The organism is Nesterenkonia sp. AN1, from assembly GCF_000582475.1.
In the GTDB taxonomy this organism is placed as follows: Bacteria; Actinomycetota; Actinomycetes; order Actinomycetales; family Micrococcaceae; genus Nesterenkonia; species Nesterenkonia aurantiaca.
This window is the reverse complement of the sequence record NZ_JEMO01000001.1, coordinates 148,140-162,394: the sequence shown is the minus strand read 5'-3', so window position 1 is coordinate 162,394 and position 14,255 is coordinate 148,140. Positions and strand designations below refer to the sequence as shown.

Genomic DNA, 14,255 nt, shown 5'->3' with positions numbered 1-14,255 from the left:
CCGGCCATGCTGGTGAACCTCAGTAGATCTTCTCGACCTGGTTGAAGTTCAGCGTCACCGGGGTCTCGCGCTCGAAGATCGAGACGAGGACCACGAGCTGGCGCGAGTCTGCGTGGATCTCCGAGATCGAGGCCGGCAGCGTGGCAAAGGGGCCATCGGTGACGGTGACCGATTCACCGATCTCGAAGTCCACCTTGACATCGGAGGCCGCCGGAGCGGCCGAGCCGTCCTCGCCGTGCTTGGGCGCATCGGGCTTGCCCAGGAGGTGATCCGAAAGCATGTCGAAGACCTCCTCGGAGCTCAGCGGGTGCGGGTCGTGGGCGTTGCCGACGAATCCGGTGACCCCCGGGGTGTGGCGCACGACGCCCCATGAGGCGTCGGTGAGCTCCATGCGCACGATCACATAGCCCGGGATGCGGACCCGGCTGACGACCTTGCGCTGAGTGCCCTTGATCTCCACGACCTCTTCCATGGGGACCTCGATCTCGAAGATGTGGTCCTCCATGTCCTGGGTCTGGATCCGGGTCTCCAGGTTGGACTTCACGCGCTTCTCGTAGCCCGCGTAGGTGTGCACCACGTACCAGTCGCCGAGCTGGCGGCGCAGCGTGGACTTCAGTGCGGCGGCGCGCTCCTCGTAGGACTTCTCCTCCTCGGGAACCTCGGCCTCGGCGGGAGCCTCAGCCTCGGCGTGAGCCTCAGAGTCGGCTTCGACGTCGGCATCGGTCTGCGCCTCGGTCTCCTCGGCGGCCACATCGGCGTCCGCGGACTCCTCGTCGGTCCCGGCTTCGGTCTGCTCGGCCGTCTCGACAGCGGCTGAGGTCTCCTCGGCCGCATCGGTGCCCGCTGCTGAATCGGCGGCGGCATCCTGGGCGGCGTCGACCTCTTCGGTCTGCTGCGAAAGATCCTGTTCAGACACTGTTCTCCTGCTTTCCGTGGTGCTCACCGACACACGGCGAGCTCTCGTTCACGTGGTGGATGCCTGGCTGCGGCATCTCGTCATGGTCATCTGGCAGGCCCGGCTCAGTCCTCGGCGCCGCCGTCGACTCCGGCGGGCGGCTCCACTGGCTGCTCGACGCCTCCGGTGGACCCGAAGAGCGCCTCGGCGCCTCGGCTGAAGATCGCGTCGAAACCGGTGACGATTCCGATCACGATGACCACGAAGACCAGCACCACCAGCGTGTAGTTGGTCAGCTCCCGGCGGGTCGGTACGACCACCTTGCGGAGCTCGTCGATGACCTGGCGAAGGAACAGCCACAGCTTCCCGAACGGGCCCTTCGGATCGCCGCCGGCAGGCGTGGAGCCCTGATCATGCGTCGAAGGCGACTGGGACACGAAGACTCCATCTGTTCACGGTTAAGGCGGGTGCCTAGCAGGGCAGACAGGACTCGAACCTGCAACCTACGGTTTTGGAGACCGTTGCGCTACCAATTGCGCCACTGCCCTAGGGGAAACTGACCCTCCGCCACATTACCGCATCGAGAACCGGAGCACCGGTTTCGGGGCACGATGGATCGGAGGTGCCTGAGACACCGAACGATCACTCTACGCCCTCGGCCCGGTGGGGGACAAACCGGTAGGCTTGGATCAGTCCATGAATCCCGAAAGGATCCCCCAGACATGACTGCTCCGAGCTCCCGCATCTCCGACCGTATCGGCTCCATCGCCGAGTCCGCCACCCTTGCCGTGGACGCGAAGGCCAAGGCGATGAAGGCCGCAGGTGAGGACGTCATCGGGTTCGGTGCAGGCGAGCCGGACTTCCCCACCCCGGGATACATCGTCGAGGCGGCGCGTGAGGCGGCGCTGAACCCCCGGTTCCACCGCTACTCCCCCGCCGCCGGGCTGCCGGAGCTGCGCACCGCGGTGGCACAGAAGACCACCCGGGACTCCGGCTACCGGATCAAGGGCGAGGCGCTGGAACCGGCGAACGTGCTGATCACCAACGGCGGCAAGCAGGCGGTGTACAACACCTTCGCCACGCTGCTGGATCCCGGGGACGAGGTGATCCTGCCGGCTCCGTTCTGGACCACCTACCCCGAGGCGATCAAGCTGGCCGGCGGCGTGCCGGTGGATGTCTTCGCCGGACCCGAGCAGGGCTACAAGGTCACCCTGGCGCAGCTGGAGCAGACGCTGAGCCCAGCGACGAAGGTGCTGGTCTTCGTCTCCCCCTCCAACCCCACCGGCGCGGTCTACTCCGCCGAAGAGGTCCGTGAGATCGGCCGCTGGGCCGCGGAGAAGGGCCTGTGGGTGGTCACCGATGAGATCTATGAGCACCTCACCTACGACGAGGCCGAGTTCACCTCGATCGCCGCCATCGAGGAGCTGGCCGATCAGGTGGTGATCCTCAACGGTGTCGCCAAGACCTATGCGATGACCGGGTGGCGTGTGGGCTGGATGGTGGGCCCGACCGACATCATCAAGGCGGCGGCGAACCTGCAGTCCCATGCCACCAGCAACGTCGCCAACGTCTCACAGATGGCCGCGCTGGCCGCCGTCGAAGGCCCGCTGGACGCGGTCGAGGAGATGAAGACCGCCTTCGACCGGCGCCGCCGCGCCATCGTGAGCGGACTCAATGAGATCACCGGGTTCTCCTGCCCCACACCCGAGGGCGCCTTCTACGCCTATGTCGATGTCCGCGAGGCGCTCGGTCGCGAGATCGCCGGTCGCACCCCGCAGACCACCGCAGAGCTGGCCGAGCTGATCCTGGAGGAGGCGAAGGTCGCCGTCGTCCCGGGCGAGGCCTTCGGACCCAGCGGATTTCTGCGGCTCTCCTACGCGCTGGGTGACGAGGACCTGGCCAAGGGGCTGCGCCGGCTGCAGGACCTGCTCGGCTGATCCCCCTCGCCGCAGAGACCCGGCTGGCCCGGGCCTCTGCGGATTCCGCTGCACCCCATAGACTGAGGCGAAGCAACCTGCCGAGGAAGTCAGGCCTGAGATTTTTCCTGAAATCCATGAAGGGACGAGCTGAATCACCATGCGCATCGGACTGCTCACCTCCGGCGGCGACTGCCCCGGCCTCAATGCCGTCATCCGCTCCGCCGTGCTGCACGGCATCAAGAGCTATGGCGATGAGTTCGTCGGCCTCAAGGGAGGCTGGCGAGGGCTCATCGAGGGCGACTACATCGACCTTCCCCGACAGTCCGTGCGTGGACTCTCCCGCGAGGGCGGCACCATCCTCGGCACCTCCCGCACCCACCCTTACAACCACCCGGGCGGCGGGCCGGAGAACATCGCCAAGCAGCTCAAGCGCCATGACATCGACGCTGTCATCGCCATCGGCGGCGAGGGCACCCTCGCCGGCGCCAAGCGGCTCGCCGACGACGGGATCCCTGTGGTGGGCGTGCCCAAGACGATCGACAATGATCTCAAGGCCACCGACTACACCTTCGGCTTCGACACCGCGATCTCCATCGCCACCGACGCGATGGACCGGCTGCGCACCACCGGCGAATCCCACCACCGCTGCATGGTCGCCGAGGTCATGGGCCGCAACGTCGGCTGGATCGCGCTGCACTCCGGCATGGCCGCCGGGGCCCACGCCATCCTGATCCCGGAGCACAAGGTCTCCATGGACCAGGTCTGCGAATGGGTCGAGCAGGTCCACTCGCGCGGACGCTCACCGCTGGTGGTCGTCGCCGAGGGCTTCATCCCCGAGGACGCCGAGTCCGCACTGGCGGGCAAGGGCGAGGAATCCGACGGACGCCCCCGGCTGGGTGGCATCGGGGAGTGGGTGACCCACCAGATCGAGGCCAAGACCGGCATCGAGTCCCGAAACACGACCCTGGGCCACATCCAGCGCGGCGGCAACCCCACCGGCTATGACAGGGTGCTCGCCACCCGATTCGGCATCCGCGCCCTGGACCTGGTGCACGAGCAGGCCTGGGGCCATATGGCCGCGCTGCGCGGCACCGAGATCGTCAAGGTCGATCTCGCCGAGGCGCTGGACGGGCTCAAGACCGTGCCGCAGGAGCGTTATGAAGAGGCCCAGATCCTCTTCGGCCGCTGAACCGGTGCCGCGGACCACGAACCCGACAGCTCCCCCAGGCCGGCCCCCAGAGAGGGGGCGCACCGGATGAGCCTGGCGGACCATACGCGCAGCATCATCGCGCTGTCCTGGTCTCGGATGCTCGGCCTCGAGGACGAAGCCCTGCTCGGCGAGGGATCCCATCATGAGGTCGTCACCTCCGACGGCTCCTCGGCGACGTTCCTGCAGCTCTTCGATCACACGGTGCTCAGCGCGCCCACCGAGGTGCTCCGCCAGGCTCGCAGGCTCGCGCCGGGCGAGCTGGCCGAGGAGCGTCGCCTCTTAGAGATCTGCCACCGGCATGCCGTGGGCACGCGCAGCCTGGGTGCCGCGAGGCTGCTCTACGCGGAGGAGCCGCCTGCCCTCGACGCTGCGCAGCGCGGGGCGGTCTCCTTCGATCCGAGGCATGTGGGCGCGGCGCTCGCGGCGTCACCGGCGGATGACGTGCTGGCCTCCGGCATCGCGGAGGCCCCTTGGACCGCCGCCCTGGTGGACGAGGACACCGGAACGGTGCTCGGCGCCGCCGGGCGTGAGCTCTGGGCCGGGATGCTGGGCCACCTCGGGGTGCTCACCGTGCCGCAGCAGCGCCGCGGCGGGGTCGGGCTGCACCTGGCCGTGGTCGCGGCGGAGGAGGCCTTCACCGAGGGGCTGATTCCGCAGTGGCGCGCCCGCACCGAGTCCCTCGGGTCCCTGCGCATCGCCGCAGCGCTGGGGTTCAGCCCCGCGGGGGCACAGATCACCGTGGTCTTCGACTGAGCCCTGTGTCTAGCGTCTGGCGTCTGGCGTCTAGACGAGCCTGCTCAGCCGCCGCGGATCAGCGGCGCTGGCCGCGCAGGAAGTCGCCCTGCGGGCGTCCTACGGCCTGGCCGGCGTCGGGCCGCACGATGACCTCCTGCGCCGCGGCATAGTAGGTCGCCGAGTCGGCGTCGCCGTCGCGCACCACCAGCTGCAGCGTGGGATCCACCTTGCGCTTGACCAGGGCCAGCGCGATCGGACCCATCTCGTGGTGGCGAGCCACCGAGGTCAGCTTCCCGACCGGACGCTCCTGGGCCAGCTCCTCCGGGGTCGCCGAGGGGTCGGCCGCCAGGATGTCGGCCCCGAGGGCCGGAAGCGTGTGTTCGCTGCCGTCCAGGTGCAGGAAGACCAGGCGGCGCGGCGGGTGGCCGAGGTTGTGCACCCGCGCCACGGTCTCCTGGCCCTTATAGCAGCCCTTGGACAGGTGCACGGCGGTGCGGATCAGGTCCAGCTCATGCGGGATGGTCTTCTGATCCACCTCGCGGGCCAGCCGGGGGCGCCAGGCGGCCACCCGAAGCGCCTCTGCGGCCATGGTGCCGGCCAGGTTCCAGCCGGCCTGCTCCAGTCCGGCGACCGTGGCTTCCAGCGCGGTCCGCGGGACCACGCTCAGCCGCCAGGACCAATCCACACCGGGGTGGTCTGCCTCGGCGACCTGGGCGTAGCTGGCCGCGCCAGGGCCGAGCTGCGGCCACGGGTCGTCCCAGCCGACGACGACCTCGGCGGCGGCTGGAGCAGGCAGAGCGGCGGTGGATCCGAGCACGGCGTAGTCGGCGGTGCGATCGGTGATCTCCACGCGAAGCATGAACTTCATCGAGTCCAGCCACTGGGCCAGCACCCCGCCGTGGGAGTTCTCAGTGATCAGCCAGACGGTCTCGCCGTCGTCGACCACCGCCGCGTCGTGCTCGATGCGTCCGGAGATGTCCAGCAGCAGCAGCTCGGTGGACTCCCCCGGCTTCAGCCCGGCGACCTCCTGGGAAGACAGGGTGGTCAGCCAGGTCAGCCGGTCGGGCCCGGAGACCGTGACCACGCTGCGGTGGGAGAGATCGACCACGGCGGCGCCGCGGGCCAGGGCTCGCTGCTCGCGGGTGGGGTCCCCGTAGTGGGCGGCGACGGCGGCATCATCTCCGCCGTCAGCCACGGCACCATTGCGGTCGAGCAGGGGCGACTTCGAGTTCTCATCCACGGGCGGACTCCTTCATCGGTGCGGCGCGTGCGCTGGGCGCACGGCGCGGGGGTCCTGCCGCGGGTCGGGCGAGCGGCAGGCTCAGGCGGTGCGCTTGGCGCTGACCTCTTCTGCGGAGGCCGTGCGGTCCAGGATTGCGGAGGCATGGGGAAGCATCTCCCCATCGGCGGCGCGAAGGTCCCAGCGCCAGAACAGCTGGCTGTTCACCAGTCCGAACATGCGGGAGGCCCCGGGATATTCCGCGGCATGCTCGCCGCGCATCACGGCGTCGGTGGCGAGCTGCAGCTGCGGGCCTTTGATCTTGCCGTAGTAGAGCTCGGAGATGCTGCCCGGGTGGGTGATGGTGGCGGTGATGGCGAAGGCGCCGTCCGGCTGCGCGAGCTGGTCGACGTCGGCGGCGCTACGGTACGCCGGGACCAGGTCTGCCGGCGCCAGTCCGGGACCGACGTCGGCGTCGGTCCGGGCACGGTCCAGTGACCAGAAGCCGGTCTCCACCGTGAGCGGTCGCAGCCGCGCCCCTGCCTCGTCGGCGAGCCAGGTCTCGGCGCGGTACTCCACGAACTCCAGTCCGGTGTCCCGGAAGGTGACGTCCTGGGTGAAGATCGGATCATCCTGCTCACCTGAGCCCAGGCGTCCCTGGCCGCGCCAGCTGCCGAGCAGCCAGTACAGCGGGGCCAGCTCCGGGGTCAGGTCGGTGGGAAGCTCGATCGGGGCCATGGGCTCAGCTCCTCAGCGCGCAGGTGACACCGGCGTGTGCCGTGGGACGGTCCGGGCGGATCAGCGCTGACCCTTGTACAACCGGGAGATGACGGTCCAGGAGATCCCGGCGATCATCAGCGTCACCAGGACCAGCAGCCCGATGAAGAAGATCTCCAGTGCGAGCAGCGAGACGTTCTGCAGTGCGAAGTTCATGGAGCAAAGTGTACAACTTCACACCAGCAGAAGGCGCTCCGTGAAGTAGGTCAGCGCGCCCATGGCCGCGATCGGGGCTGTGCCGACCGCGATCCCGGAGAGGATCCCCTGCGGCGGACCCTGGGCGAGCAGGAATCTGCGGAAGGAGGCCAGCAGCAGTCCGGCCACCAGCCCGAGCGTCCCGGCGAAGAGCAGGGTGAGCTCCCCCCAGGCCAAGGTCATGCCGATGGCGGCCCCGACGCTTCCCAGGACCACCAGGAGCATCGCCCATGCGTTGGGCAGCGGAATCGCGGCCAACAGCGTCGCGACGATCAGGGTGCCCGCGGCCAGCGTCACCACGGCAAGCTCCCCCGAGGCTCCGGTGACCGCCAGCAGCGTGGTGTCCTCCAACGGCAGCAGGCCGCGCACGGCCAGGAGTCCCCCGGGGACCCCGTTCCCGGTCGCGTCGGCGAGCTCCACGGGGTAGCGCAGTCCGGCCACCCAGCCGGCGCCGGTGGTGGCGATCAGCACCCCGGCGCAAGCCCCGATGGTGGACTCCAGCCGATGCGGCCGACCGGTGCCGCGCAGCACCTGGATCAGGAAGACCCCCATGACCCCGAAGGCCAGGGCCACGGAGGACCAGAAGAAGAGCTCATCGGCGGTCTCCACGATCCCGGCTCCGAGGGCCGCGATGACTCCGGCGCAGGCGATGACGGCGGAGAGCGAGCGCCGAGCCGCGACGCCCATCAGCTGGGGCCAGCCCAGCGCGATCAGGATCGAGAGCCCGCAGACCACCAGGGTCATCGCGATGGTCCCGGCCCAGGAGGCCAGGGCGAGCGCTGTGGCTGCGAGCAGGGCGGAGGCTGCCACTGGGATGTACTTCACAACAGGCCATCCTAGAGGTCCACGCTTCGGACGTCGCATATACTCATCTGCAGATCGCTGAATGGTGTTTCCGCATTGTGAAATCACCGGCGTCGAAGACTGTAATCACCGCTGATGACCCTGCCGCACCCGGTGAAGATCGTGACCCAAGGGGAAGGAGTCATGCATGGCTCAAGTTCTGCTGCTCTCAGACACCCCCGACGACGCACTGCCGTCCCTGGATCTGCTCACCCACCGCATCCGCAGCTTCCCCGCCGAGGCCTCCTCGATCGTGCGAGCCCCCAATGTCGATGTCACGCTGATCGACGCACGCACCAAGCTCGCCCACGCCCGTTCGCTGTGCCAGCTGGTGAAGACCTCGATGCTCTCCCCGGTGCTGGTGATCGTCACCGAGGCCGGACTGGCCACGTTGAACGAGTCCTGGCAGGCCGATGACTTCATCCTCGGCGAGGCCAGCCCGGGCGAGATCGACGCCCGCATCCGGCTCGCCGCGGTGGAGGCCGTGGAGGAGACCCCGGTCGGGGAGATCCGCGCCGGCGGGATCACCATCGACGAGACCACGTATATGGCCACCATCAATGGGCGCCTGCTGAACCTGACCTATAAGGAGTTCGAGCTGCTCAAGCACCTGGCTCTGCACCCGGGCCAGGTCTTCACCCGAGACCGGCTGCTCCACGACGTCTGGGGCTATGACTACTTCGGCGGCACCCGCACCGTGGACGTGCACATCCGCCGTCTGCGCGCCAAGCTCGGACCCGATCACGAGTCCCTGATCGGCACCGTGCGCAACGTGGGATACCGCCTGGTGATCAGCGGCATAGAGGCAGCAAGTCCCAGCGATGACGACCGGCGCGACGACGGAGCGGACGCCGCCTGAGCCGGTGACCTGAGGGTTCGGCTCGACTACAGTGAGCCTATGAAACCAGGCGATGTCACCCCCGAAGCTGTCGAGTCTGCCGTGGTCGAGCTCAGCGAGGGCGCACCCGATGCCGATCTGCACCACGCGCTGCTGGAGCTCGCCGCCGTCGCCACCGAGGCGGACGCGAATCCGCCGTTCTCGGAACAGACGCTCGTGGAGCTGCACCGCGCCGCCGAGCGAGTGACCACCGGCTCAGCCGCCACCGAGTCCGCGCGTCGGGCTCCGCTGCGCATCGCCTACGCCTGGACCGACGCGCGACCCGACTCGCGACTGCTCGCCGGGGCCGGCGTCGTCGTCGAGGGCCAGGACGACGCTCCTGACGTGCTCGAGATGGTGGTCCGGCCCGACTGCCGGCAGCGTGGGATCGGCACCGCCCTGACCGAGGCGCTCACCACGAACGCGCTCTCCCCCGAAGCCGGTCGCGTGCAGCGGGCCTGGGCCCATGGCGAGCACGACGCCGCCGCCCGGCTCGCCCGACGCTACGGCTGGACCCCGGTCCGGGAGCTCTGGCGGATGCGGGCTCACCGACCTCGACGAGGCGCCCGCCCCCGAGCTGCCGGAGACCGTCACCCTGCGCGGCTTCCGCCCCGGCGTCGACGACCAGGCCTGGCTGGCCGCGAACGCGGCGGCCTTCGCCGATCACCCCGAGCAGGGCCGGCTCACCCTGGAGGACCTGCACGCCCGGATGGCCGAGGACTGGTTCGACCCGGAGGGATTCCTGCTGGCCTGGGAGGGCGAGGAGCTCCTCGGGTTCCACTGGACCAAGGTCCAGGGCGCGAGCTCGGCGAGGTCTACGTGGTCGGCGTCGTGCCTGCGCCCGCGGGCGGGGCCTGGGCCGCAGCCTCACCCTGGCCGGGATCGAACATCTGCACCGGGCCGGGCTGGCCGCCATCATGCTCTATGTCGACGCGGACAACACCGCCGCGGTGGAGCTGTACAAGAAGCTCGGATTCACCAAATGGGATGCTGACACGATGTACGCCCCGACCGTGGAGCCCGACGCCGAACCAGCCTGATATCTTGGTCTCTCGTGAGCTCCTCCGAGACCATGAGCAAGGTCCCCCGCCGCAGAACTGTCACGGTCTCCGATGACGGGCCGGATGCCGAGATACTCGCCGCAGGCGCCCTGTGCTGGCGCCTCCGCCGCGGGGAGCTCGAGGTCCTGCTGATCCACCGCCCCCGCTACGACGACTGGTCCTTCCCCAAGGGGAAGCTCGACGAGGGTGAGACCCTCCCGGAGTGCGCGGTCCGCGAGGTCCGCGAGGAGATCGGGCTCAAGGTCCGGCTCGGGATGCCGCTGCCGATCACGCGGTACTCCGTGGGCAAGGCGCGCGGGGCCAAGAACGGCAACGGCGGCAACGGCGGCAACGGCCGTAAAGATAAGGCCGTCTGGTACTGGGCCGCCCAGGTCGCTGAGGGCACCCCGATCCCCGACGGCGAGGAGGTCGACGAGACCGCCTGGGTCAGCGTGGACCGGGCTCGGGAGCTGCTGACCAATCGCGGCGACGTGCTGCCGCTGGACGAGCTGGCCCGCCTGAACGCAGACCGCCGGCTGCACACCCTGCCCTTCGTCGTGCTGCGCCATGCCAAGGCCAAACCGCGCTCCTCCTGGTCCCGAGCCGAATCCGAGCGTCCGCTGGCGGCCACCGGAAAGCGCCAGGCCCGATCTGTGGAGCGGCTGCTGATCTGCTGGCGGCCCCGCCACCTGGAGTCCAGCCCGTGGAGACGCTGCGCCGAGACCATCGCCCCCTACGTCAAGGCCCACCGGAGCCGAGCCACCTACCGGAAGTCCTTCACCGAGAAGCGCGCCGAGGCCCACCCCGAACGGACCCGGACCCGGGTCCGACGCTGCCTGGAGCTGCTGCTGCCGACGCTGATCTGCAGCCACCGCCCGGTGCTGCCGCTGATCCTGGACACCATGGGCGGCTGGCTGCAGGACCCCCAGCTGTTCCAAGCGATCCCGGACGAGGACCCCTACCTGCGCCCAGGTGCGGTGCTGGTGGCCCAGCAGGCCATGGACCGCGACGGAGAGATCGTCTCGATCGAGGTCTACGAGCCCTTCGAAGACTGAGCCGCGGCGGGACTCCTGACATCGGCAGGATGTGACGGTAGTCTCAATACATGAGTGCGCCCAAGAACGTCCACCCGACCGCCGAGCTGAACATCGACGAGGACCGGGGCCGGGCCGAGCTCTGGGACACCATCAACGGGAGGCGCACGTTCATCGGGTTCATCGGCTTCACCCCCGAAACCCTGCGCGGCCAGGAGGTCACCCTTCTGCAGCACACCATCGTGCACCCGCAGTACGGCAGGCAGGGCTACGCCCGCTGCCTGGTCACCCTGCTGCTGGACCAGCTCCAGACCGAGGGCCGGCTCTTCGCCTCCGAATGCACCTACGTGGACGCCTATCTGCACCGGTACCCCGAATACCGCTCCCTGCAGGCCACCTTCTCCTGAGCCCAGGGACCGACGGGCCCGCTGACGGGCCTCCTGACAGACCCTCGGCCGCCACCGGTATGCTGATGCCGTGAACTCGCCGATCCCCACCCCGTACGAGGACCTGCTCGCAGACGTGCTGAACACCGGCACCGCCAAGTCTGACCGCACCGGAACCGGCACCAGAAGTGTCTTCGGGCGTCAGATCCGGTTCGATCTCGCGGAGTCCTTCCCTCTGATCACCACCAAACGAGTGCACTTCAAGTCCGTGGCGCTGGAGCTGCTCTGGTTCCTGCGCGGGGACTCCAACGCCGGCTGGCTTCAGGAGCGCGGTGTGCGGATCTGGAACGAATGGGCTGGCGAGGACGGCGAGCTCGGCCCGATCTATGGGGTGCAGTGGCGCTCCTGGCCGACGCCGGACGGCGGACACATCGATCAGATCGAGCAGCTGATCAGCTCGCTGAGGACGGACCCCGACTCCCGGCGCCACGTGGTGAGCGCATGGAACCCGGCGCAGATCGATCAGATGGCGCTGCCCCCGTGCCACATCATGTTCCAGTTCTACGTGGCCGAGGGTCGACTCTCCTGCCAGCTCTACCAGCGCAGCGCCGACATGTTCCTCGGTGTGCCCTTCAACATCGCCTCCTATGCGCTGCTGACCCGGATGGTGGCCCAGCAGGTGGGGCTGACCCCGGGGGAGTTCATCTGGACCGGCGGGGACTGCCATATCTATGACAATCACGTGGAGCAGGTGCAGCAGCAGCTCTCGCGCACCCCCTACCCGGCGCCCACCCTGGCGATCACGCGCACCCCGGACTCGATCTTCGACTACGAGTTCGAAGACTTCGAGGTCCGCGACTACCAGCACCACCCTGCGATCAAAGCCTCCGTGGCCGTATGAGCGGCGGCTCGGCCACCACTGAGATCGGCATGATCTGGGCGCAGACCCACACCGGTGTCATCGGCGATGCCGGGGCCATGCCCTGGCACCTGCCCGAGGACCTGGCGCACTTCAAGACCACCACTCGCGGCGCTCCGGTGGTGATGGGACGACGGACCTGGGAATCCTTCCCGGAGAAGTACCGACCACTCCCTGGCCGCCAGAACATCGTGATCACCACTGATGCGCACGCCGCCGAGCAGATCCACGAGCGGGGCGGCCACCCCGTGGCAAGCCTGGACGAAGGGCTCGAGCTCGCCTCCGGCTTCGCGACGGAGCGTATCTGGGTCATCGGCGGCGGCCAGGTCTACTCCGAGACCGTGACCCGCGGGATCGCGGACCTCGCGGTGATCACCGTGATCCAGAGCCCAGCCTCCGGTGACACCTCGGCCCCGGCGCTCACCGCCGATTGGGAGCTGACCCGACGCGATCCCGCCGTGGGCACGCATCAGGGCGCCAACGGACTTCAGTACCACATCGAGACCCACCGACGGAAGCCTGAGATGACCGAGACCTCCCGCGCCACCGAGGCCCAGCCAGCCGCGCCGAACACCGCCCAGGCCGCGCCGAAGTCCGCGCCGCAGGCCATGCCGCAGAGCGCCTCTCAGGCCACCCCTCAGGGCGCGTCGCAGAGCCCGGACCAGGCCTCCCAGGCGACCTCCACGAATCTGATGATGCTGGGCCTCGGCGGATATCTGATCCTGCCGTTCCTGGCCCTGTTCACGGTGACCCTCGGCTTCGTCCTGGTGCTCAATGACCGGATCCTGCCCGGTCTGGCCTTCCTATTCGTCGCCCAGCTCTGGGTTGCCGGAGGGCTGTGGGCGCATCTGAAGCGCCGTCGGCTGCTCCAGGAGATCAAGGAGGCCAGAGGCTCCACGGAAAGCCCGGAGACTCCCGGCGCCAGGGGCTGACTCTGACGCGCTGAGCCGACTCCGCTACCCTGGAGGCATGACTTCTGCCGTGAATTCCTCCGTGTCCCCTGCCCTCTCCGCCGTGCCCGGTGAGACCCCCTCGGTGGGTCTGATCGGTTGGCGCGGCATGGTCGGCTCGGTGCTGATCAACCGGATGCTCGAGGAGGGGGACTTCGCGCACATCAACCCGGTGTTCTTCTCCACCTCCAACGCCGGGGGCCAGGCACCGAGCTTCGAGGGCGTCACGCCTGAGGAGACCATCCTGCAGGACGCCTTCGATCTGGACACGCTGATCAAGCTGCCGATCATCGTCACCGCCCAGGGTGGGGACTACACCTCTGAGGTCTACCCGAAGCTGCGTCAGGCCGGCTGGGACGGGATCTGGATCGATGCCGCCTCCACCCTGCGCATGGCCGAGACCTCGATCATCGCGCTGGACCCGATCAACCGCGAGGTCATCGACGCCGGTCTGGCCGCCGGGGTCAAGGAGTTCATCGGCGGCAACTGCACCGTCTCGAACATGCTGATGGGCCTGGGCGGGCTGTTCACCAATGACCTGGTCGAGTGGGGCACCGCCATGACCTATCAGGCGGCCTCCGGCGGCGGCGCGAAGCATATGCGGGAGCTGCTGAACCAGTTCGGCACGCTGCATTCCACGGTCGCCGAGGACCTCAGCGACCCCGCCGCGGCGATCCTGGACATCGACCGCGCGGTGCTCGACGCCCAGCGCAACGACCTCGACGCCACCCAGTTCGGCGTCCCGCTGGCCGGCTCGCTGATCCCCTGGATCGACGCGGATCTGGGCAATGGCGTGGCCAAGGAGGAATGGAAGGCCGGGGTCGAGACGAACAAGATCCTGGGCCGCGGTGAGAACCTCGCCCCCGGGGTGACCTCCCGCGGCGAGGCCGTGCCCTTCGACTCGCTCTGCGTGCGGGTGGGCGCGCTGCGCTCACACTCGCAGGCGCTGACGCTGAAGCTGCGCGAAGACCTGCCGCTGGCCGAGATCGAGCAGATCGTCGCCTCGGGCACCGAGTGGTCCAGCTTCGTCCCCAACGAGAAGGAAGCCACCGTGGCACGGCTGACCCCGGTGGCGGCCACCGGCTCGCTGGAGATCCCGGTGGGGCGGATCCGCAAGCTGGAGATGGGTCCGGAGTACATCTCCGCGTTCACCGTCGGAGACCAGCTGCTCTGGGGCGCCGCCGAGCCGCTGCGCCGGATGCTGCTGATCACGGTGGGCAAGCTCTGATCCCAGGGCTGTAGAGCTTCTGGACCGG

15 protein-coding genes, 1 tRNA gene and 2 pseudogenes are annotated in these 14,255 nt (G+C 68.9%); 11 read left to right on the top strand and 7 right to left on the bottom strand.

Annotated features, from left to right (window positions below; genetic code table 11):
* Positions 1 to 19: 19 nt before the first annotated feature.
* The 3 genes from nusG to BG28_RS00770 form a co-directional block, all read right to left on the bottom strand.
* The gene (gene nusG / locus BG28_RS00780) at positions 20 to 916 is read right to left on the bottom strand and encodes a transcription termination/antitermination protein NusG (protein WP_084479290.1); all 897 of its coding nucleotides are present in this window, start codon (positions 914 to 916) and stop codon (positions 20 to 22) included.
* A 104-nt stretch (positions 917 to 1,020) separates the two neighbouring features.
* Entirely contained in the window at positions 1,021 to 1,332 is a 312-nt protein-coding gene (gene secE / locus BG28_RS00775) for a preprotein translocase subunit SecE (protein ID WP_084479289.1), read from the bottom strand.
* A 38-nt stretch (positions 1,333 to 1,370) separates the two neighbouring features.
* Positions 1,371 to 1,443 (bottom strand) — tRNA-Trp (locus BG28_RS00770).
* 174 nt (positions 1,444 to 1,617) lie between these two features.
* On the opposite strand from BG28_RS00770, the gene BG28_RS00765 reads away from it, so the two are divergent.
* From BG28_RS00765 to BG28_RS14000, 3 genes are all read left to right on the top strand, one after another.
* On the top strand, positions 1,618 to 2,832 hold the full coding sequence (locus BG28_RS00765) for a pyridoxal phosphate-dependent aminotransferase (protein ID WP_036473225.1): 1,215 nt from the start codon (positions 1,618 to 1,620) through the stop codon (positions 2,830 to 2,832).
* A 139-nt stretch (positions 2,833 to 2,971) separates the two neighbouring features.
* Positions 2,972 to 4,003: a 6-phosphofructokinase gene (locus BG28_RS00760; RefSeq protein WP_036473224.1), complete on the top strand. Its 1,032-nt coding sequence runs from the start codon at positions 2,972 to 2,974 to the stop codon at positions 4,001 to 4,003.
* Positions 4,004 to 4,069: 66 nt separating this feature from the next.
* A complete protein-coding gene (locus BG28_RS14000) occupies positions 4,070 to 4,777 on the top strand; it encodes a hypothetical protein (RefSeq protein WP_051500772.1) in 708 nt (235 codons plus the stop codon).
* Positions 4,778 to 4,835: 58 nt separating this feature from the next.
* On the opposite strand, the gene BG28_RS00750 is transcribed toward BG28_RS14000, so the two are convergent.
* From BG28_RS00750 to BG28_RS00740, 4 genes are all read right to left on the bottom strand, one after another.
* A complete protein-coding gene (locus BG28_RS00750; RefSeq protein ID WP_036473223.1) occupies positions 4,836 to 5,999 on the bottom strand; it encodes a folate-binding protein YgfZ in 1,164 nt (387 codons plus the stop codon).
* Between the two features lie 81 nt (positions 6,000 to 6,080).
* Positions 6,081 to 6,716 carry an FABP family protein gene (locus tag BG28_RS00745; RefSeq protein WP_036473221.1) on the bottom strand — a complete coding sequence of 212 codons (636 nt, stop codon included), beginning with the start codon at positions 6,714 to 6,716 and terminating at the stop codon, positions 6,081 to 6,083.
* Positions 6,717 to 6,776: 60 nt separating this feature from the next.
* Positions 6,777 to 6,911: a hypothetical protein gene (locus BG28_RS16425; protein WP_255342456.1), complete on the bottom strand. Its 135-nt coding sequence runs from the start codon at positions 6,909 to 6,911 to the stop codon at positions 6,777 to 6,779.
* 18 nt (positions 6,912 to 6,929) lie between these two features.
* Entirely contained in the window at positions 6,930 to 7,775 is an 846-nt protein-coding gene (locus BG28_RS00740) for a hypothetical protein (protein WP_036473219.1), read from the bottom strand.
* Positions 7,776 to 7,941: 166 nt separating this feature from the next.
* On the opposite strand from BG28_RS00740, the gene BG28_RS00735 reads away from it, so the two are divergent.
* The 8 genes and pseudogenes from BG28_RS00735 (at position 7,942) to asd (ending at position 14,227) form a co-directional block, all read left to right on the top strand.
* Positions 7,942 to 8,652, top strand: a complete 711-nt coding sequence (locus tag BG28_RS00735; RefSeq protein ID WP_036473218.1) for a response regulator transcription factor — start codon at positions 7,942 to 7,944, stop codon at positions 8,650 to 8,652.
* Between the two features lie 39 nt (positions 8,653 to 8,691).
* Positions 8,692 to 9,710, top strand: a pseudogene (gene mshD, locus BG28_RS16615) (mycothiol synthase).
* Positions 9,711 to 9,742: 32 nt separating this feature from the next.
* The gene (locus tag BG28_RS00725) at positions 9,743 to 10,765 is read left to right on the top strand and encodes an NUDIX domain-containing protein (RefSeq protein WP_036473525.1); all 1,023 of its coding nucleotides are present in this window, start codon (positions 9,743 to 9,745) and stop codon (positions 10,763 to 10,765) included.
* A 50-nt stretch (positions 10,766 to 10,815) separates the two neighbouring features.
* A complete protein-coding gene (locus BG28_RS00720) occupies positions 10,816 to 11,151 on the top strand; it encodes a GNAT family N-acetyltransferase (protein WP_036473216.1) in 336 nt (111 codons plus the stop codon).
* 70 nt (positions 11,152 to 11,221) lie between these two features.
* The gene (locus tag BG28_RS00715) at positions 11,222 to 12,031 is read left to right on the top strand and encodes a thymidylate synthase (RefSeq protein WP_036473215.1); all 810 of its coding nucleotides are present in this window, start codon (positions 11,222 to 11,224) and stop codon (positions 12,029 to 12,031) included.
* 29 nt (positions 12,032 to 12,060) lie between these two features.
* Positions 12,061 to 12,564, top strand: a pseudogene (locus tag BG28_RS16610) (dihydrofolate reductase); the annotation flags it as partial.
* A gap of 9 nt (positions 12,565 to 12,573) precedes the next feature.
* The gene (locus BG28_RS16605; protein ID WP_369797169.1) at positions 12,574 to 12,981 is read left to right on the top strand and encodes an NF038396 family protein; all 408 of its coding nucleotides are present in this window, start codon (positions 12,574 to 12,576) and stop codon (positions 12,979 to 12,981) included.
* A 37-nt stretch (positions 12,982 to 13,018) separates the two neighbouring features.
* Positions 13,019 to 14,227: an aspartate-semialdehyde dehydrogenase gene (gene asd / locus BG28_RS00705; RefSeq protein WP_051500771.1), complete on the top strand. Its 1,209-nt coding sequence runs from the start codon at positions 13,019 to 13,021 to the stop codon at positions 14,225 to 14,227.
* Positions 14,228 to 14,255: the final 28 nt, after the last annotated feature.